The sequence below is a fragment of the Ruegeria sp. AK4 genome, assembly GCF_056541025.1.
Genome location: NZ_JBQFXS010000001.1, coordinates 647,978 through 667,021 on the forward strand (window position 1 = coordinate 647,978; position 19,044 = coordinate 667,021).

Annotated in this window: 20 protein-coding genes; 10 read left to right on the forward strand and 10 right to left on the reverse strand. The window is 60.3% G+C overall.

What is annotated here, in order from left to right; translation table 11 throughout:
- Positions 1-62 precede the first annotated feature (62 nt).
- Both ACR0EZ_RS02935 and ACR0EZ_RS02940 read left to right on the forward strand, forming a co-directional pair.
- On the forward strand, positions 63-914 hold the full coding sequence (locus tag ACR0EZ_RS02935) for a class I SAM-dependent methyltransferase (protein ID WP_480610606.1): 852 nt from the start codon (positions 63-65) through the stop codon (positions 912-914).
- A gap of 71 nt (positions 915-985) precedes the next feature.
- Positions 986-1,462 (forward strand): fasciclin domain-containing protein, encoded by a 477-nt coding sequence (locus tag ACR0EZ_RS02940; RefSeq protein ID WP_480611145.1) that lies wholly within the window; start codon positions 986-988, stop codon positions 1,460-1,462.
- A gap of 56 nt (positions 1,463-1,518) precedes the next feature.
- Here ACR0EZ_RS02940 and ACR0EZ_RS02945 read toward each other — a convergent pair whose 3' ends face one another.
- Together ACR0EZ_RS02945 and ACR0EZ_RS02950 are read right to left on the reverse strand one after the other, a co-directional pair.
- On the reverse strand, positions 1,519-2,103 hold the full coding sequence (locus ACR0EZ_RS02945; protein WP_480610609.1) for a L,D-transpeptidase: 585 nt from the start codon (positions 2,101-2,103) through the stop codon (positions 1,519-1,521).
- Between the two features lie 199 nt (positions 2,104-2,302).
- A complete protein-coding gene (locus ACR0EZ_RS02950; protein ID WP_480610611.1) occupies positions 2,303-3,802 on the reverse strand; it encodes a CoA-acylating methylmalonate-semialdehyde dehydrogenase in 1,500 nt (499 codons plus the stop codon).
- 102 nt (positions 3,803-3,904) lie between these two features.
- Here ACR0EZ_RS02950 and ACR0EZ_RS02955 point away from each other — a divergent pair, with 102 nt between their 5' ends.
- The 3 genes from ACR0EZ_RS02955 (at position 3,905) to coaD (ending at position 5,885) form a co-directional block, all read left to right on the forward strand.
- The gene (locus ACR0EZ_RS02955; protein WP_480610612.1) at positions 3,905-4,807 is read left to right on the forward strand and encodes a LysR family transcriptional regulator; all 903 of its coding nucleotides are present in this window, start codon (positions 3,905-3,907) and stop codon (positions 4,805-4,807) included.
- Positions 4,808-4,871: 64 nt separating this feature from the next.
- Positions 4,872-5,309: a CBS domain-containing protein gene (locus tag ACR0EZ_RS02960; protein WP_480610615.1), complete on the forward strand. Its 438-nt coding sequence runs from the start codon at positions 4,872-4,874 to the stop codon at positions 5,307-5,309.
- 84 nt (positions 5,310-5,393) lie between these two features.
- Positions 5,394-5,885, forward strand: a complete 492-nt coding sequence (gene coaD, locus ACR0EZ_RS02965; protein WP_480610618.1) for a pantetheine-phosphate adenylyltransferase — start codon at positions 5,394-5,396, stop codon at positions 5,883-5,885.
- Here the strand turns inward: coaD and gap (ACR0EZ_RS02970) are convergent.
- The 3 genes from gap (ACR0EZ_RS02970) to gap (ACR0EZ_RS02980) form a co-directional block, all read right to left on the reverse strand.
- Entirely contained in the window at positions 5,877-6,881 is a 1,005-nt protein-coding gene (gene gap / locus ACR0EZ_RS02970) for a type I glyceraldehyde-3-phosphate dehydrogenase (protein WP_480610619.1), read from the reverse strand. The genes coaD and gap (ACR0EZ_RS02970) overlap by 9 nt on opposite strands.
- Before the next feature lie 94 nt (positions 6,882-6,975).
- Positions 6,976-7,119 (reverse strand): hypothetical protein, encoded by a 144-nt coding sequence (locus tag ACR0EZ_RS02975; RefSeq protein ID WP_480610621.1) that lies wholly within the window; start codon positions 7,117-7,119, stop codon positions 6,976-6,978.
- Positions 7,120-7,190: 71 nt separating this feature from the next.
- Complete coding sequence (gene gap, locus ACR0EZ_RS02980; protein ID WP_480610623.1) at positions 7,191-8,192, reverse strand: type I glyceraldehyde-3-phosphate dehydrogenase; 1,002 nt, start codon at positions 8,190-8,192, stop codon at positions 7,191-7,193.
- Positions 8,193-8,373: 181 nt separating this feature from the next.
- Here gap (ACR0EZ_RS02980) and ACR0EZ_RS02985 point away from each other — a divergent pair, with 181 nt between their 5' ends.
- On the forward strand, positions 8,374-9,345 hold the full coding sequence (locus ACR0EZ_RS02985; protein ID WP_480610625.1) for a DUF808 domain-containing protein: 972 nt from the start codon (positions 8,374-8,376) through the stop codon (positions 9,343-9,345).
- Complete coding sequence (locus ACR0EZ_RS02990) at positions 9,335-9,748, forward strand: hypothetical protein (protein WP_480610626.1); 414 nt, start codon at positions 9,335-9,337, stop codon at positions 9,746-9,748. The genes ACR0EZ_RS02985 and ACR0EZ_RS02990 overlap by 11 nt, the downstream gene beginning before the upstream one ends.
- A gap of 45 nt (positions 9,749-9,793) precedes the next feature.
- Here ACR0EZ_RS02990 and tkt read toward each other — a convergent pair whose 3' ends face one another.
- A complete protein-coding gene (gene tkt, locus ACR0EZ_RS02995; RefSeq protein WP_480610628.1) occupies positions 9,794-11,818 on the reverse strand; it encodes a transketolase in 2,025 nt (674 codons plus the stop codon).
- Between the two features lie 236 nt (positions 11,819-12,054).
- Here tkt and ACR0EZ_RS03000 point away from each other — a divergent pair, with 236 nt between their 5' ends.
- The 3 genes from ACR0EZ_RS03000 to ACR0EZ_RS03010 are packed head-to-tail and all read left to right on the forward strand — an operon-like array spanning position 12,055 to position 13,654.
- Positions 12,055-12,912 (forward strand): hypothetical protein, encoded by an 858-nt coding sequence (locus ACR0EZ_RS03000; RefSeq protein ID WP_480610631.1) that lies wholly within the window; start codon positions 12,055-12,057, stop codon positions 12,910-12,912.
- The gene (locus ACR0EZ_RS03005) at positions 12,912-13,307 is read left to right on the forward strand and encodes a cell division protein ZapA (RefSeq protein WP_480610634.1); all 396 of its coding nucleotides are present in this window, start codon (positions 12,912-12,914) and stop codon (positions 13,305-13,307) included. The genes ACR0EZ_RS03000 and ACR0EZ_RS03005 overlap by 1 nt, the downstream gene beginning before the upstream one ends.
- On the forward strand, positions 13,304-13,654 hold the full coding sequence (locus ACR0EZ_RS03010) for an MliC family protein (protein WP_480610637.1): 351 nt from the start codon (positions 13,304-13,306) through the stop codon (positions 13,652-13,654). The genes ACR0EZ_RS03005 and ACR0EZ_RS03010 overlap by 4 nt, the downstream gene beginning before the upstream one ends.
- Positions 13,655-13,661: 7 nt before the next feature.
- Here ACR0EZ_RS03010 and grxD read toward each other — a convergent pair whose 3' ends face one another.
- The 4 genes from grxD to ACR0EZ_RS03030 all read right to left on the reverse strand — a co-directional run bounded on the left by grxD (position 13,662) and on the right by ACR0EZ_RS03030 (position 19,020).
- Positions 13,662-14,024 (reverse strand): Grx4 family monothiol glutaredoxin, encoded by a 363-nt coding sequence (grxD, locus tag ACR0EZ_RS03015; RefSeq protein ID WP_480610640.1) that lies wholly within the window; start codon positions 14,022-14,024, stop codon positions 13,662-13,664.
- Positions 14,025-14,085: 61 nt separating this feature from the next.
- Entirely contained in the window at positions 14,086-14,322 is a 237-nt protein-coding gene (locus ACR0EZ_RS03020) for a BolA family protein (protein ID WP_480610642.1), read from the reverse strand.
- Positions 14,323-14,467: 145 nt separating this feature from the next.
- The gene (gene purL, locus ACR0EZ_RS03025) at positions 14,468-16,627 is read right to left on the reverse strand and encodes a phosphoribosylformylglycinamidine synthase subunit PurL (protein WP_480610645.1); all 2,160 of its coding nucleotides are present in this window, start codon (positions 16,625-16,627) and stop codon (positions 14,468-14,470) included.
- A 128-nt stretch (positions 16,628-16,755) separates the two neighbouring features.
- Positions 16,756-19,020: a mechanosensitive ion channel family protein gene (locus ACR0EZ_RS03030; protein ID WP_480610648.1), complete on the reverse strand. Its 2,265-nt coding sequence runs from the start codon at positions 19,018-19,020 to the stop codon at positions 16,756-16,758.
- Positions 19,021-19,044: the final 24 nt, after the last annotated feature.

The following is a 19,044-nucleotide window of genomic DNA, read 5'->3' on the forward strand; positions in this document are numbered from 1 at the left end:
GGAGACCTTGCAACCAAAGGTATGCAGCGCTGCAAGTCCTAAGCCTGATCGGAGCCATTCGCGTGAAACCCAGAAAATTCCCCCGGATCAACGCTGCTTTGGATCGGTTCGGTGTGAAACTGGTCGATAAGGCGCCGGAACGAGAGGAGCGGGCACGGCTCGAAGCGTTTGAACGGGCAGGGGGGCTGACCCGACCCGCCTATGCCCTGTCGCCGGGTATGGAAGGATTCGATATCGGCCCGTTGGTTGGGGAATACCAACAGCATGCTCAGGCTCTGGCCGCCCTGAAAGACCCCGCGCGCAATCAGACCGGATACCGTGTTGGCAACGGGTATTATGACAGCCCTGACGCGGATGCCTTGTATCTGATGATCCGACGCTTTCAGCCCAAGCGCGTGATCGAGGTCGGCTGCGGCAACTCAACCCGTGTGACCCGGCAAGCCATCATCGACGGCGGGCTGGATACATCGATCACGGCGATTGACCCTTTCCCGCGCGCGGATATCGCCCATGTCGTGGACGCGTTTGAACAAAAACGACTGGAAGAAGTTGACCCGGCGCTGTTCGGTCAGCTCGAAGCGGGGGATATCCTGTTCATCGATTCCAGCCACGTGGTGCGCATGAGCAATGACGTCGCTCATCTCTTCTGCCGGATCATCCCGGCGTTGAAGCCGGGCGTCGTGATCCACGTTCACGATGTTTTTCTGCCCTACGAATATCCCAAGCGCTTCTTCTATGATTGTCCCGGTTGGGGTGAGCAATATGTGCTGCACGCGCTTCTGCAATCCGGTGCGTTTTCAATGCTTTGGCCCGGCTACTACCTGCAGCAGGATCGCCCCGACGCGGTAGAAGCATTGCCATTTCTGAAAGAAGGCCGCGCGCAAAGTATCTGGGTGCAGATCAAGGAAGTGTGACCCCAAAGTGATCCGGTGCGGGAAAGCGCGCGTACCCCTTTCCATAACAAGCTGGAGAGGAGATGACAGCCATGTTTCGCCGCACGTTTATGGGCGCCGCCGCCGCACTTGCATTTGCCCTGCCGTTGAAGGCTCAGGCCGCCGATATTGTCGACACCGCGGTATCCGCCGGGTCGTTCAACACGCTGGTCGCCGCGGTTCAGGCCGCAGGTCTAGTGGACACGCTGAAAGGGGATGGCCCGTTTACGGTGTTTGCGCCAACAGATGAGGCTTTCGCCGCACTGCCTGAAGGCACGGTGGAAACGCTGCTGTTGCCGGAAAACAAGGACCAGTTGGTGTCGATCCTGACCTACCACGTTGTTCCTGCCAAGGTGATGTCCGGTGACATCGCTGGCAAGCGCGCCAAGGTTCTGACCGTTCAGGGGGATCGGCTGAGCGTAAATGCCCGCAACGGTGTGAAGGTAAACAAAGCCAAAGTTGTTCAGGCCGATATCGAAGCCAGCAACGGCGTGATTCACGTGGTCGATGCGGTGATCTTGCCCGAGTAACTTTCGATCACCACCAAATCAGAAAGCCCCGGTCGTTGTGACCGGGGCTTTTCCGTTTATACCAGTCGAACCTGCGTTCCGACCTGGACAAGAGGATACAGTTCCTCGACATGCTGATTGTACAGGCCAATACAGCCAGAGGAGCTTTGGCGACCGATCTTGCGCGTGTCATGGGTGCCGTGGACCAGATAGGCCGGCCAGCCCAGATACATCGCACGGGTGCCCAGCGGGTTGCCGGGGTCGCCGCCCTCCATCCGAACAGGCAGGGACGGGTCACGCTCACGCATGGATGCGGTCGGGGTCCAGCTTGGGTATTCGGCCTTGCGCACGACTTTGGTATAGCCGCGCTTGGTCAGCTCCTCGCTCATGGGAACCGAGCTTGGGTACAGTTTATAGGTGCCATCCGCACCCCAATAATGCACAGCGCGGCTGGTGATATCGGCCAACAATGCACCGACACCCAATTCGTCAAAGTGATCCTGCCAGTTCTGCTGCGAAAAGGACGACACGTTGCGTCGTACCGGCAGTTGCGTGCTGATCGCGTCTTCGGTTTGCGGGAACGCGTCGGTGCTTTGGGCGCGCACCAGGGCGGGCGTAGCCAGAACGGACGCTACCCCCAAAAGGGCAGAGCGGCGTGTCATGCGAGAGTTGGACAATGCGGCCTCCGGGATTTGAACTGCTCGGTCAACGTTTTGACGCCAAAATATTGCCGGACAGGCCGAATTTCCAGAGGTGCGGTTGTGAATTTATCGTGAGGCCGCGCCTCAGCGGCGTACGTGGCAAGTAATTGCCGGAAAACCCGGCCCTAAGCGGGCCGGGTGGATCGTTTCAGGCGTCGGATCAGTCCATCGCTTTGAAGTTGAACTCGCCACCTTCCTTGATGCCCGACGGCCAGCGGGCTGTGACGGTTTTGGTGCGGGTGTAGAACTTGAAGCTGTCCGGGCCGTGCTGGTTCAGGTCGCCGAACATGGACTTCTTCCAGCCGCCAAAGGTGTGATAGGCCAGCGGTACCGGGATCGGGACGTTGATACCCACCATGCCGATGTTTACACGGCTGGCAAAGTCGCGGGCGGTGTCGCCATCGCGCGTAAAGATAGCAGTGCCGTTGCCATATTCGTGATCCATCGCCAGTTTCAGCGCTTCTTCATAGGACCCCGCGCGGACCGTGGACAGAACCGGGCCAAAGATTTCCTGCGTGTAGATATCCATCTCGGGCGTCACGTTATCGAACAGGTGCGGGCCGACAAAGAAGCCGTCCTCATAGCCCTGCAGGCTGAAGTCGCGGTTGTCGACAACCAGTTTCGCGCCTTGCTCGACGCCCGAGTTGATCAGGCCCAGAATGCGCTCTTTCGCGGCACCGGTCACAACTGGCCCCATGTCCACATCGTCGCCTGCGGTGTAGGGACCGACTTTCAGCTTTTCGACGCGTGGGATCAGTTTCTCGATCAGCGCATCGGCGGTTTCTTCGCCGACCGGAACCGCAACCGAGACAGCCATGCAGCGTTCGCCCGCCGCACCGAACCCGGCCCCGACCAGCGCGTCAGCGGCCTGATCCAGATCGGCGTCGGGCATCACGATCATGTGGTTCTTTGCACCACCGAAGCACTGCGCGCGTTTGCCGTTCGCGGTTGCGCGGGAATAGATGTACTGCGCGATCGGGGTCGAGCCCACGAAGCTGACGCCCTGAATGATGTCGCTGTCCAGCAGGGTATCGACCGCCTCTTTGTCTCCGTTGACGACTTGGAACACGCCTTTGGGCAAACCAGCCTCGATAAACAGCTCGGCCAGCATCAGCGGCACGGAGGGGTCACGTTCGGACGGTTTCAGCACCACCGCGTTGCCGCAAGCCAGCGCCGGGCCGACATGCCACAGCGGCATCATAGCCGGAAAATTAAACGGCATGATCGAGGCCACGACACCCAGGGGCTGGCGCATCGAATACATATCGATGCCGGGGCCTGCGCTGTCGGTGTATTCACCCTTCAGCATTTGCGGGGCGCCGATGCAATATTCGATCACCTCGAGCCCGCGCTGCAGGTCGCCCTTGGCGTCAGGGATGGTCTTGCCATGCTCGCGGCTCAGCGCCTCGGCCAGCTTGTCCATGTCGCGGTTCATCAGGCCCACCATGGCCATCATGACCCGCGCGCGTTTCTGCGGGTTGGTCGCGCCCCAGGCGGGTTGCGCGATGGCGGCCTGCTCAATCGCGGCGGTGGTTTCGGCCGCGCTGGCCATCGGGCACTTGTATTGCACTTCACCGGTTGCCGGATTGAAGACATCGTCAAACCGGCCGGACGTACCGGCAACTTGCTCACCATTCAGAAAGTGGGTCAGGTTTTGCATGGAATTTTCCTCCGAAGATTTGCGCGCAGAATAGGCTTGCAGAAATTCCCCGAACAGAGGCAATGTCTCAAAAGAGTTTTGCAAAAATGCAAAGGCAGGGGAATGAACCCAAACTGGGATGATATGAGGGTCTTTCTGGCCGTCGCGCGTGAGGAAAGCCTGTCTTCCGCAGGGCGCATCCTCAAGATCGATCCGGCCACGGTTGGGCGGCGTATTGCCCGGCTGGAGGCGGCGTTGGACGCCGTGCTGTTTACCAAGACGCAGCAAGGGTACGTGCTGACCACTGCGGGCGAACGCCTGTTGGATCATGGCTTGCAGGCCGAAGAGGCGATGCGCGCGGCGGCGGGTGCCATGACCGGGTCAACCAAATCCTTGAGCGGTCAGATCAGGATCGGGGCGCCGGACGGCAGCGCGAACTATCTGCTGCCGCAGGTCTGCGCAAAAATCAGCGATGCCAATCCTGATCTGGATATTCAGATCCTCGCCTTGCCCCGTATCATCAACCTGTCCCGGCGCGAGGCGGATATGGCAATCACGGTCAGCGCACCGACCGCCGGAAAGCTGCTGGTCAAGAAGATAAGCGACTACAAACTGCATCTGGTCGCAACGCAAAACTACCTGCAGCACCACGGCCCGATTGGTTCGGTCGCCGACCTGGCCGGGCACCGCCTGATTGGTTACATCCCGGATATGATCTTTGACCGGGAACTGGATTATCTGAGCGATATCGGCATTGACCGTGTTGCCCTTGCATCGAACTCGGTCTCGGTTCAGTTGCGGCAGGTCTCGCTGGGGACAGGTGTGTGTGTGGCCCATGATTTCACACTGCCTTTCCATCCTGAGTTGCGGAAAATCCTGACGGATCAAGTGAGTCTGACGCGAAGTTTTTATCTGATCCGGCATCAGGGCGACCAGCGCAACGAGCGGCTGAACCGCTTTGCCAACGCACTGACACACGAAATACGAGGCGAAATAGCGCGGTTGGAAGCCGAAGCGCTACCTTGACAGGTCCAGACATTCCGGCAACGCTTTGGAAAACAGTACGTTATTATTCCGGAGGTTTTTGCATATGCTCGTACAGGCCATTTTGAGCTCTAAGGCAACGGATGAGGTCGTCACGGTCGAGCCGACGTCGACAGTGTCCGACGCGGCAAAGATTCTTGCGGAAAAACGGATCGGGACGGTGATCGTTTCAGATGACGGCGGCAGCACCGCGATGGGCATCCTGTCCGAGCGCGACATTGTGCGCGAACTTGCGGCCTCGGGCAGTGGCTGTCTGGGTAAACCGGTTGATGCCTACATGACCCGCGATCTGGTGACGGCAACCCGGCAGGATACCGTTCAGGATATCATGTCCCGTATGACCGAAGGCCGGTTTCGCCACATGCCGGTGCTGGAAGATGGCAAACTGGTCGGCATTGTGACCCTGGGCGACGTGGTCAAGGCGCAGCTGTCCGAACTGGCGATGGAAAAAGACGCGCTTCAGGGCATGATAATGGGCCATTGACGACGGCATTGCCGATGAAACATCTTGCACCTGCAGCAAAGTTATGATTGCTGACGCAGAAATTTTGTTGCGCAGGAGGCCGTGATGCGGGTTGGATTATATCCGGGAACATTTGACCCGATCACCATGGGTCATATCGACATCATCCGCCGGGCGACGGCGCTGGTGGATAAGCTTGTCATCGGTGTTGCGATCAACCGCGACAAAGGCCCGCTGTTTTCGCTCGAGGAGCGGGTGGCCATGATCGAAGCGGAATGCGCGCATCTGACCCAGCAGACTGGTACCGAAATCGTCGCGCACCCGTTCGAGAACCTGCTGATCGACTGTGCCCAGGACGTGGGCGCTCAGATCATCGTTCGAGGATTGCGGGCTGTCGCCGATTTCGAGTACGAATTCCAGATGGTCGGCATGAACCGGGCGCTGAACGACTCGATCGAGACGGTCTTTTTGATGGCCGAGGCGCGGCATCAGGCCATCGCCTCGAAACTGGTCAAGGAAATCGCGCGGCTGAATGGGGATGTGTCCAAGTTCGTCACACCCGCCGTCAATGCCGCGCTGCGCGACAGGTTAGGCTAGGGCGCCCATCGCGACTGCCGTATCCAGCATACGGTTCGAGAACCCCCACTCGTTGTCATACCACGCCAGCACGCGGACCAGCGTGCCGTCCGTGACCTTTGTTTCGGCTAGAGAAACGGTCGAACTGTGCGAGTCGTGGTTGAAATCAATCGAAACCAGCGGACGGTTTTCAGCCGCCAGTACGCCGGGGATTTTGGACGCGGCTTCGACGAACAGCGCGTTGACCTCATCCTCGGTGGTCGGGCGCGATACCTCGGCCACCAAATCGACAACCGAGACATTCGGGGTCGGAACCCGGATCGCCTGACCGGTCAGCTTGCCGGCCAGTTGCGGCAGGACCAGACCAACGGCGGCTGCGGCACCGGTTGTGGTCGGGATCATCGACAGGGCCGCTGCGCGCGACAAATAGGGGTCTTTGCCAACTGTGTCATGCACCGGCTGGCTAGCCGTGTAAGCGTGCACGGTTGTCATGTTGCCATGAACGATACCCAGACCGGCATCAAGCGCCGCCGCCACCGGCGACAGGCAGTTGGTGGTGCAGGACGCGTTGGACACAACCGTATCCTCGGCGGTCAGTTCGTGATCGTTCACACCGAACACAACCGTCTTTACCGCGCCGTCGCCGCGGGCCGGGGCCGAGATCAGGACCTTGCGCGCGCCGTTCTTCAGGTGACGTTCGGCGGCTTCGCGGGTACGAAACACGCCGGTGCATTCCAGAACAACGTCCACATCGGACCAGTTCAGCGCCTCGGGCTCGCGTTCGCTGCTCAGCCGGATGGTGCCTGTGCCGATATCCAGTCCGGCGTCAGTCAGAGTAACCGGATGAGGGTAGCGCCCATGCACGCTGTCGAACTCGAACAGGTGCGCGTTCATCTCGGGTTTGCCAAGATCGTTGATCGCAACGATTTCCACGTCGGTTCGGCCCGATTCCACAACGGCCCGCAAAACGCTGCGCCCGATCCGTCCAAATCCGTTGATTGCCAGTTTGAGTGTCATTTTGCGCTCCGTCAGAATTCCGGGTTGGCCTTGGTTCAAGGCTTGGTTAGCGCTAACAAAGCCAGATCGCGCCGAAAGTCAAGGAAAACCTCGGTCAGCGCCAGAAAGCGAGCCAATCCAGAAAGTCGTAGAGTTTCTTGCCGAGGAACAACAAATGGTCGGTCCCGAAAATCGCATAGTCCAGCATGAACCCGCCCAGAATGAGGATGCCGAGCCAGATGGCGAGTTGATTTGTCATCCTGTCCCCGAACGAAAATGCCCGCCCAGATAACCTGAGCGGGCATAAGTGTACAAGCGATGTGCGAAGGGTCAGTTAAGACGGCCCATCGCGACGGCCACGTCGGCCATACGGACCGAGAAACCCCATTCGTTGTCGTACCAGGCCAGCACGCGCACCATGCGACCATCAACCACACGGGTCTGATCCGGCGCGAAGATCGAGCTTTCCTCGGTATGGTTGAAATCGGTCGAGACCAGCGGCGCAGGCTCATACCCCAGAACGCGCTGCATCGGACCCTTGGCCGCTTCTTCGACGATGGCGTTCACCTCATCCACGGTGACATCGCGCGAGGCGCGGAAAGACAGGTCAACCGCCGAGACATTCGGGGTCGGCACGCGGATGGCCGAACCGTCGAGACGCCCTTTCAGGTTGGGCAGAACCTCACCCAGCGCCGCTGCGGCACCGGTCGTAGTCGGGATCATCGACATGGCGGCGGCGCGGGCGCGGTACAGGTCGCTGTGGCGGCGGTCCAGCGTCGGCTGGTCGCCGGTATAGGCGTGGATCGTGGTCATGATGCCGTGCTCGATGCCGACACCTTCGTCCAGAACCTTGGCAAGCGGAGCAAGGCAGTTGGTCGTGCACGAGCCGTTCGACACCATGTTGTCGTTCGCGGTCAGCGTGTTGTGGTTCACGCCGAACACAATCGTCTTGTCGACATTCTTGCCCGGTGCGGACAGCAGCACCTTGCGCGCGCCGCGCTCCAGATGGGTCTTGGCCTTCAGCCCGTCATTGAACTTGCCGGTGCATTCCAGAACGACATCGCATCCGCCCCAGTCCAATTCGTTCATATCATAGGTCGAGAACATCTCCATCGGGCCGCGGCCCAGATCCATGGTGTTGCCGTTGATCGCGATGTCGCGGGGAAAGCGGCCATGGATGCTGTCGTATTTCAACAGATGCGCCGAGGTTTCCAACGGGCCGGTGGCGTTGACTTTGATCACTTCGATGTCGTTACGGCCCGAGGCCGCGATGTGCGACAGGGTACAACGGCCAATGCGGCCAAAACCATTAATGCCGACCTTGATGGTCATGTGATGCCTCCGAATGCGCTTGCGTTGAGGGCCATATAGCGGTGAATAGGGAATCTCAAAAGGGCAAAAGTGGCATATTTTTAAGGTGTTAGCGCAAACCTTGCGCGGTTGCGCTAACGCTTGCGCTAGCCGTTGGATCGGGTAGGGTCCGAATGCGGCAGGTGGCAGGAAAGGAAACGCGATGAGTGGTCTGTTGGCCTTGTTGGACGATGTGGCGGGCATTGCCAAGGTCGCGGCGGCCTCGTTGGACGATGTGGTTGCGGCTGCGGGCAAGGCGGGGGCCAAAACCGCAGGTGTGATCATCGACGACGCGGCCGTTACGCCAAAATACGTTCAGGGCTTTGCCCCGGCGCGCGAGTTGCCGATCATCTGGCGCATCGCGCGCGGGTCGATTTTCAACAAGATCGTCCTGCTGCTGCCTGTGGCCTTGCTGCTGGCCAATTTCGCGCCCTGGCTGATCACACCGCTGCTGATGATCGGGGGCTCGTATTTATGTTTCGAAGGGGCCGAGAAAATCTTCCATGTCCTCTTCCCGCATGGCAGCCACGCCATCGACGAAGACATGAAGAATCGCGATCCGGGCCATCTGGAAGAACAGAAGGTCAAAGGCGCGATAAAGACGGATTTCATACTGTCGGCTGAGATCATGACAATCGCACTTGCAGCCATCGAAGCCCCGAATGTCTGGATGCAGGCGGCGACTTTGGCCGTGGTGGGGATCGGCGTGACTGTTGCGGTCTATGGGGCCGTCGCTTTGATCGTCAAAATGGACGATGTCGGGCTGTTCCTTGCGGGCAACGCCCCAACGCCGGTCGGGCGCGGTCTGGGCCGAGGGTTGGTGAAGGCGATGCCGATGGTCATGAAAGTGCTGTCTATCGTCGGAACCGCAGCAATGCTGTGGGTTGGCGGTTCCATCATGATCCACGGGATGGAGGTTTTGGGCTTTGGCTGGCTGGGCCATCACATTCACGATTGGGCCTATGCGTTGGGCCATTCGGTTTCAGAGTCATGGACGGGCGTAGTCGAATGGGTGTCCAAGGCGACGATGGATGGGATCTTTGGACTGGCATGGGGACTTGTGCTGATCCCGGTAGCGACCAAAGTATTCGGGCCCTTGTTCATTCGGAAAGCTGGCCAGCAGGATGAACACTAACCGTTTGGAAACCTTGATCAACGGACCTTTGATCCGACAAGTCGGATCACGCAAATCGTCGCGGGGCGCTGCATCCTCGGTTTTTTCAGCCCTGAGCGTTGCCGCCGATGAGGCCCCGTTCGATGAAACCGCACTGTATGGTTTCCTGCATTTCCGCATCGATACCGCGCGAAAGGCGCAAAAGCGCGATCTTTGGGTCGGTGGGCGCATCTACAACGCTTTGACCGGCCAATCGACAACCTATGTTCCCCTGTCCGGCACGCACCTGCGCCAAACGCTGTCCTGCATCGGCTTGCAAGCGCCTGATGCGGTCGTGGTGCAAGGACGGTATGAATTGCGATTGGACTACGCCCAAAGAGCCTATGATGCGCTGAAGCAGAGGATTGAGGCTAAATCCAAATGAAAAGGGCGGCCCTTGGCCGCCCTTTGCTTGATTGTATGGACCCGTTTACAGCCCCAGCAATTCCTTGACCTTTGCTACGGTGGCCTCGGCGGTGATGCCAAAATGCTTGTACAACTCACCTGCCGGAGCGGATGCGCCAAAGCTCGACATGCCGATGAACCCGGCCTTGGCCTCGCGGCCACGCTCGCCCAGCAGCCAGCGATCCCAGCCACCGGCGCGGACGGCGGCCTCGATACCGACACGCACGGCACCGGCGGGCAGAACGCGCTTGCGATAGGCTTCGTCCTGCTCGGCAAACAGTTCCATGCAGGGCATCGAGACGACGCGGGTGCCGATGCCTTCGGCCTCCAACATCGCTTTCGCTTCCATCGCCAGCGAGACTTCGGACCCGGTGGCGATCAGGATGGCCTGACGTTTCGCCTCGGCATCGGCCAGAACATAAGCACCTTGTGCAGTCAGGTTCTTGGCCTTGTGCTGTGTCCGCACGGTGGGCACGCCCTGACGGGTCAACGACAGGACCGAGGGGCTGTCCTTGAAGGTCAGCGCCAGTTCCCATGCCTCGGCGGTCTCAACGGTGTCGGCGGGGCGGAAGACATAGGTGTTCGGCGTTGCGCGTGAAATCGCCAGATGCTCGACCGGCTGGTGGGTCGGGCCGTCTTCGCCCAGACCGATCGAGTCGTGGGTCATCACAAAGACCGTCGGCACTTTCATCAGCGCTGCCAGACGCATAGACGGGCGGGCATAGTCGGTGAAGGCCATGAACGTGCCGCCATAGGGGCGGATGCCGCCATGCAGCGCCATGCCGTTCATCGCAGCGGCCATTCCGTGCTCACGGATGCCGTAATGGATATAACGGCCCTTGCGGTTTTCGGGCAGGAACACGCCCATATCCGCCGATTTGGTGTTGTTCGAACCGGTCAGGTCGGCGGAACCACCAATGGTCTCGGGCATGATCGGGTTGACGACGTTCAGAACCTTCTCGGACGACGCGCGGGTGGCCAGTTTGGGCTGATCCTCGGACACCTGTTTCTTGAACGAACGGATGGCCCCGGCCAGTTTCTTCGGCGCTTCGAAGGCATGGGCGCGGTTGAACTCGGCCTGTTTGCGCTCGGACAGTTGTGCGAAGCGTTCTTCCCACGCCGCGCGCTCGGCGGCACCGCGGGTGCCGATGGCTTCCCAGGCGGATTTGATTTCAGCCGGGATTTCAAAGGGGCCGTGGGGCCAGCCGTAACCATCCTTGGCTGCTTTCAGTTGTTCCTGATCGGTCAACGCGCCGTGGCCTTTCGAGGTGCCCTGCGCGGCATGGCCCAAAGCGATATGGCTTTCGCAGGCGATCATCGTCGGCTTGTTGGACGACTTGGCGCGGGTGATGGCCGAGTCGATGGCGACCGGATCATGCCCGTCAATCTCGATCACCTGCCAGCCCGAGGCCGCAAAGCGACGCACCTGATCGGTGCGGTCGGCCATATCGACCGTGCCGTCGATGGTTATGTTGTTGTTGTCCCAGAACACGATCAGCTTGCCCAGTTCGTGGCGACCGGCCAGCGTAATCGCCTCCTGGCTGACGCCTTCCATCAGGCAGCCATCGCCTGCGATGACGTATGTATAGTGATCGACGACCTTCTTGCCGTAATGCGCGCGCTGGATTTCTTCGGCCATAGCAAAGCCCACAGCGTTCGAGATGCCCTGACCCAGCGGGCCGGTGGTTGTCTCAACCCCTTCGATCAGGAAGTTTTCCGGGTGGCCTGCGGTTTTTGCGCCCAACTGACGGAAGTTCTTGATCTCGTTCAGCGTGACGTCAGAGTGCCCGGTCAGATACAGCAGCGAATAGACCAGCATCGAACCATGGCCCGCCGACAGGATGAACCGGTCGCGGTCGGGCCAGTTGGGGGCCGAGGCGTCAAATTTCAGGTGCTTTTCGAACAGCACGGTCGCAACATCGGCCATGCCCATCGGCATACCGGAATGGCCGGAATTGGCGGCGGCGACGGCGTCGAGGGTCAGCGTGCGGATGGCCGCCGCTTTGTCCCAGTGTTCGGGGTTTGCATTGCGCAGCGCAGTCAGGTCCACGGGCGTTATTCCTTTGGATTACAGGCAGAATGCGGGCTCAATACCATCCAGCCCTCAAAGTGCAAGCGGAACCGGGCCCTGGGGGCGTTTGGCGCTTCAACTCTGTTGCCCAAGTGATTGAAAGCAAAGAGTGGGTATTTTCCGGAACATTCCGTTAGAATTGGGGTCGAACGTGGCCGCGCTTGATTCGGACGGCCGTGCGACAGAACGAACCTTGGTAAAGAGGTGACAGGGGCATGAGCCAGATAGAAGACTTACAACACCGCATCATGGCCGCGATGGATCGGATCGGAACAGGCGTCGAAGCGCTGCGCAAGGCGGCCCCCAGCGACGGTGGACTGGATACGGGCCTGCAGGTTGCTTTAGAGGATGAACGGCTTGCCAATGCACAGTTGGAAGAGCGCCTTAAATCCCTGAAAGAGCGGCATCAGCAGGAAGTTGACGCAATGCGCGCCGATATGGAGCAATTGCGGGCGGCCTCGGCCCCCGGTGCGGAAGCCGACGGGCTGCGCGAGCAATTGACCGAGGCGACGGCAAAGCTGGCCTCGGTCGAGGCCGCGCGGGCGGAACTGGCCGAGGCGAAGGCGGCGCTGGACAACTCGGAAGAACTGGATGCCCTGCGGGCCGAAAACGCGAAGCTGCGCGGCGATCTGGAGGGCAGGGAAGATACCGCCCCGCTGCGGGCCGAGTTGCTGGAACTCAAAGGGCTGCTGGAACAGGCGCGGAAGATTGAAGCCGAGAACAAGCGGCTGAAGCTGGAACTGGCCGATTCCGAACGCGTCGGCGACCTGACTGCCGAACTTGACATGCTGCGGGCCGAACGAGCGAGCCACGGGGCCGCGATGTCGCGGCTGGATGACGATCTGCAACGCATGCGCAAGGCCAATGAGCAGTTACGCGACTCGGTCGAAGAACTGCGCGCGGCGGCGGAAGACGGCATGGCGGATGCCGAGTTGCTGAACCGCGCGACGGTCGCCGAACTGGAAGCGACGCGCGCGGCACAGGCCACCGACGCGGCGGAAGCGCAGGCGGTGCTGGCACGGCTGGAACCGCTGCTGTCGCACGCAAAACTGGCAGAAGGTGAGGTAGAGTAATGCCCGAAGTAACCATTAACATCGGCGGGCGCGGCTTTGATGTTTCGTGCCAGGACGGGGAAGAGACCTTTTTGCAGGCCGCGGCCAAAATGCTGGATGATGAGGCTCAGGTCCTGTCAGACCAGATCGGACGCATGCCAGAATCGCGGATGCTGCTGATGGCCGGCCTTATGCTGGCCGACAAGACCGCAGCGACCGAGGACAAGGTCACGGCGTTGGAGGCAAAGCTGGCCGAGGTCGAAGCCGAATTGCAGACGCTGCGCAACGCCCCGGCACCTGAACCCGAGCGGGTCGAAGTGGCCGTGGTGCCGCCATCCGTGACGGACACATTGGCGGAACTGGCGGCCCGGGCCGAGGCGCTGGCCTCGGTTGTTGAAGAAAAGTCCGCGCAATGAGACATGCGCTTGCCTCAGTCTGCGGCGTGTTGGCGGTGGTGTCCGCCACGGCGGCGCTGGCTGAGATCGACATTTTGTCGGTCACATTCACCTGCGAGAACGGCGTTCCGCTGCCGGTCACGTACTTCAACGCGGCGGACGGGTCCGGTGCCGCGGCCACCATGGTCGACAACACGCTTATTGCCATGCGTCAGGTGCGCAGCGGGTCGGGCATCCGGTACGAATCCGTGGGCGGCGAGGGCACATATATCCTGCGCTCGAAAGGATGGGACGCTTCGATCAGCTATGTCGGGGCAGGCAGTGCCGCCACCGAACAGGTCATCTACAAGGAATGTTCCAGCCAGTAAGGCCGGATCAGGCGTTGGCTTCGCGAATTTTGTCCGCGGCTTCCTTGTTGTAGCCGACGCCGTTTTCGTCGAACAACGTATCCAGCTCGCCCGACAGTGTCATCTCGGTGATGATGTCACAGCCGCCGACGAACTCGCCTTTGACATAAAGCTGAGGGACAGTCGGCCAGTCGGAGTAATCCTTGATGCCCTGACGCACGTCCTCATCCGCCAGAACGTTCACGTCTGCATAGTCGACGCCCATATAGTTCAGCACGCCCGCCACGCGCGAGGAAAACCCGCATTGCGGCATTTCCTTGGTGCCTTTCATGTAGAGCACCACGTCATTGGCTTTGACGGTTTCGTCGATCTGGGTTTTCACGTCGGTCATTTCGCGTTTCCTTTCGGTTATCCCCTTGGGGACAAAGATCTCTATTAGCCCTGAGAGGACGTCATTCAGGTGCCTTGGTGGTCAGCGCCAGCGCGTGCAACTCGCCATCTGGGCCATCCATCTTGCCTTTCAAGGCCGCATAGACCGCGCGTTGTTGCTGAACCCGGTTTTTGCCGCGAAAGCTTTCGTCCACGACCATGGCGGACATATGCACGCCATCCTGCCCGCCAACCTGAATCTCGGCATCAGGGAAGGCTTCGCGCAGCAGGGTTTCGATTTCGTGGGCGCTCATCGGCATGTAGGTTACTCCTGAAAGTCTTTCCCAAGATGTAGAGCGATGCATCGGGGCGTGCAAGATGGGGATGGGGCGCTTAACCGGGAAATCCTGCGCCTGTTGACGGACGCAGGATTTCCGTATTTGGAACGAGAGGAAGCCTGCGGGATCAGGCCACCGCTGCGGCAAAGCTGTTTCGGAAGGTCTCGGTCAGGTCGGACAATGCGGCTTCGGAGCCGCCGATCTTGACGGTTTCGCCGGTGAATCGGCCCACCGAGACCAGAGGAACGCCCGCCTGTCCGGCGGCGATCATCAGGGCCTCGGCCTGATCGAAGTTGCAAGCGACCAGATAGCGGGCCTGATCCTCGCCAAACAGGAACCCGGTCGGCGCGTCGTCGAGGCAGACGCCCACGCCCGCAGCCTCGGCCAGTTCGAAGGCGGCCAGTGCCAGACCGCCGTCACCCAGATCGGTGCAGGCCTTGATCATCTCGCGGTTGGCGCGGATGAAATCACCGTTGCGCTTTTCCGCATCCAGATCGACATGCGGGGCGTCGCCGTCTTCGCGGTTGAACACCTCGACCAGCAGGGCGGATTGGCCCAGATGGCCGGTCGTTTCACCGATTACCAGCGCGACATGGCCCTCGCGGACCTCATTGCCGATGATTTCGTCGGTGTGGTTCAGCAGGCCGACCGCACCGATGGTGGGCGTGGGCAGGATGGCCTGACCGTCGGTTTCGTTATAAAGCGAGACGTTGCCTGACACGATGGGCATGTCCAGCGCAGCAACGGCGGCGCCGATGCCTTTGATTGCGCCGACGAACTGGCCCATGATCTCGGGCTTTTCGGGGTTGCCGAAGTTCAGGTTGTCGGTTGTGGCCAGCGGCGTCGCTCCCACAGCGGTGAGGTTGCGATAGGCTTCGGCCACCGCCTGCTTGCCGCCTTCTTCCGGATTGGCGCGCACGTATCGGGGCGTCACATCCGAGGTGAAGGCCAGCACCTTGTCAGTGCCGTGCACGCGCACCATGCCTGCACCCAGACCGGGCGTGCGGGCGCTGTCGGCCATCACCATTGTATCGTATTGCTCGTAAACCCACTGTTTGCCCGCGTAGTTGGGCGAGGCGAGCAGGGCGCGCAACCCGTCGATCGGGTCGATCTGCGGCACGTCGGACAGGTCTTCGGCCTGCGGCGTGGGTTCCCACGGGCGGTCATATTCGGGTGCGGTCGAGGACAGTTTCGACAGGGGCAAGTCGGCTTTGATCTCGCCGTTATGCGTGATCAGAAAGCGGTCTTCGGCGATGGTTTCACCGACGATGGCGAAATCCAGATCCCATTTCTCGAAAACGGCGCGGGCTTCGGCCTCAAGCTCGGGTTTCAGGACCATCAGCATGCGTTCCTGCGACTCCGACAGCATCATTTCGTATGCGGTCATGTTCTCTTCGCGCTGAGGCACGGTTTCCAGATCAAGGCGAACGCCCAGACCGCCCTTGTCGCCCATCTCGACAGCGGAACAGGTCAGGCCCGCCGCGCCCATGTCCTGGATCGAGATCACCGCACCGGTCTGCATCAGCTCCAGCGTCGCCTCCATCAGGCGCTTTTCGGTGAAGGGGTCGCCGACCTGAACCGTGGGGCGCTTTTCTTCAATTGTGTCGTCAAACTCGGCCGAGGCCATGGTTGCGCCGCCGACGCCATCCCGGCCGGTCTTGGCGCCCAGATAGACGACCGGCATGCCGACGCCCGAGGCGGCGGAGTAGAAAATCTTGTCGCTATCGGCCAGTCCGGCGGCAAATGCGTTCACGAGGCAGTTGCCGTTATAAGCGGGGTGAAACCGAACCTCGCCACCGACGCAGGGAACCCCGAAACAGTTGCCATAGCCGCCGATGCCTTCGACCACTCCGTTCACCAGTTGGCGGGTCTTATGGTGATCCGGTTCGCCAAAGGACAGCGCGTTCATGGATGCGATGGGACGCGCGCCCATGGTAAAGACGTCGCGCAGGATGCCGCCAACGCCGGTGGCCGCGCCCTGATACGGTTCGATATACGAGGGGTGGTTGTGGCTTTCCATCTTGAAGACCACGGCCTGCCCATCACCGATATCGACCACGCCCGCGTTTTCACCGGGGCCGCAGATCACCTGAGGACCCGAGGTCGGCAAGGTCCGCAGCCATTTCTTTGAGGATTTGTAGGAACAATGCTCGTTCCACATCGCCGAAAAAATGCCAAGCTCGGTGAATGTCGGCTCGCGCCCGATGATCCCCAGGATCATGTCGTACTCTTCGGGTTTCAACCCGTGGGCGGCAATCAGATCCGGTGTGATGGCTGGCTCTTGCATCCTGTTTCAGTCCCCGAGATGGCAATGGTTGGCGCCTTTTAGGGGAAGGGGCCGCCGGGGGGAAGAGAAAAGGCAAAGCGAAAGGGTCCGGCACGCGGGTCCTGCCGGACCGCGTGCCGGGCGCAGGGTTATTTCTGTTCCTGCTGCTGCTGTGCCTGCTGGGCGACGGCGTCGCCGGCGGCTGCCCCAACGGCGGCTTTTTGTTCCTCGCTCAGATGCTCGGCATCGTCCAGGCCGGGGATGGCCACACGTACCTCGCGGCGGGCGAAGTCGATGCCGTTTTCCTTGAATGCGGCCTTGACCCGGTTGAAGATTTCCTTGCGCAGGGTGAACTGCTTACCGGGCTTGGCCATGAACTTACCGCGAATGATCATGCCCACATCGTCAAAGTCGAACACGCCTTGCGACTTGAAGGGCTGCAGGAAGCCGTCCTTGTGGGTCTCGTCCTCCATCATCTCGGCACCGATCTTCTTGAAGATCTTCTTGACCTTGTTGGGGTCGGTGTCGAAGGGCACGGTGAATTTCAGCTTCATGATGACCCAGTCACGGCTGTAATTGGTCAGTTTCTGAATCTCACCGTAAGGAATGGTATGAACCGGCCCGCGGTGGTGGCGTAGCTGCATCGAACGGATCGAGATTTTCTCGACCGTGCCAGTAGTGCCGCCAACATCAACATATTCACCCACGCGGAACGCATCGTCGATCAGGAAGAAAATCCCCCCGACGATATCCGAGACCAGTTTCTGCGCGCCGAAACCGATGGCGAGGCCAAGGATACCAGCACCGGCCAGAAGCGGTGTGATATCCAAACCCAACGCCCCCAGAGCCAGCAGAACAAAGATCACCGCAATCGCGACCTGAGCCGTGACCCGCAGCAGCGGCAGAACCGTGGCCAGACGCGACCCGCCCGTTCCACCGCCTTCGCCGGCCTCTTCATCGGGGCTTTGACCCGCCGTCTGTTCCTTGGCCAGACGCCGATTGATCCACAGCGAAACGATCTCGTTCAGGATGTAGCCCACGGCGATGATGATGAAGAACTGGATCAGACGGCTGCCGTCTTCCCCTCTGCCGCCCGCAATTTCCTGCAGGTCCAGATTCCAGGCCTTGGCAATCATCAGGATCACCAGAATGCCCGCCAGAACCCGGCCAATGCGGATATAGCTGCGCTTGGTGGATTTATAGGCGCGTTCTGCCACCGAACCTTCGCCCAGCATGGGTGGCTGCAAATGCCGCACCAGACCACGTATCAGCGTATCCAGCGCAGGCGCGATCAACAGCCAGAACATGGTGGTGAAATGCGCCCCATTGGTCAGCAGCGACAGGGTCCATGGGTTGCGCTGCGCCACCAGAAACTCGACCAGCAGCCAGATCACCGCCGAGACGCCAATGGCGAAATAGGGGTAATAATGCGCGATCTCCTCGTCGAACTTGGTGTGATCAGGGTCGGTGCCCAGCATCATCTGCGACAAGCCTTCGCGCGCTTTCCATGCGATCACACCGATATAGATGTGGGTCGCGGCGTTCAGCCAGAACCCGATACGCGTTTCGCCGGGGGTGATGCCGTTCAGCCTGTTGAAGTGAAGCAGGAACAAGGTGAAACCGATCAGGATCAGCAGGCCAATCAGGTTGCGGTGCAGGTACTTGGCCCAGTGATCATCGATGTTGACCAGCCGGTAATGGGGTTTGCTGGGCGCCAGAACAAAGCGCGAGGCGGCGGCCCCAAGCCGAGGAACCCAGATCAGATAAAACACAAACGGCGCGGCATAGGTGATCTGTTCCGTTGTCAAAAGGCCGCGCCCCACGGCCCGGATAACCACGTAGAACACGATCAATCCGGCGATTTCGCGGCAGAAGCGGCCAAACAGATAGCGGACAGCGCCCCACAGGTCGTTTTCGTCATCAACCTCGGTCTGAACGTGCCAGCGGCGTGTCAGCAACTCGAACAGTTTTTCCGCGACGAAGCCGACAACCAGAACGCTCAGAACCAGGCCCATCAGGGAAAATGCCCCGTTGACGCCGAATGTTCCGGTGAAATTCTCAATCGCACGGGCCTGTGCGCTGAATATGTGCGGCACGGTGACGATAACATGCGTCCAGGACGCCACCATTTCCGCCCAGATCTCGTTGATTTCGGTGATCGGGTCTTCACGCTCTTCGGCCTCTGCCGCGTTTTTCTCGGCAACGGCATCCAGGCGTTCCAGCAGGATTGACCGGACCTGGTCGTCGGACATTCGGGCGACCAGATCGTCGACCTGTTCGGGGGTCAGGTCCTCGGGGATGCTGATGGTCGCCGGCGCGCCGGAGCCTGAAGTTGTGGTGACTTGCGCGTGCACAGTACCTGCAAAGACCACCAAAGACAGCACAGCCATCAACAGGCGAAATGGATGGAACATTGAATTTGCCCTCGATCACGAAAA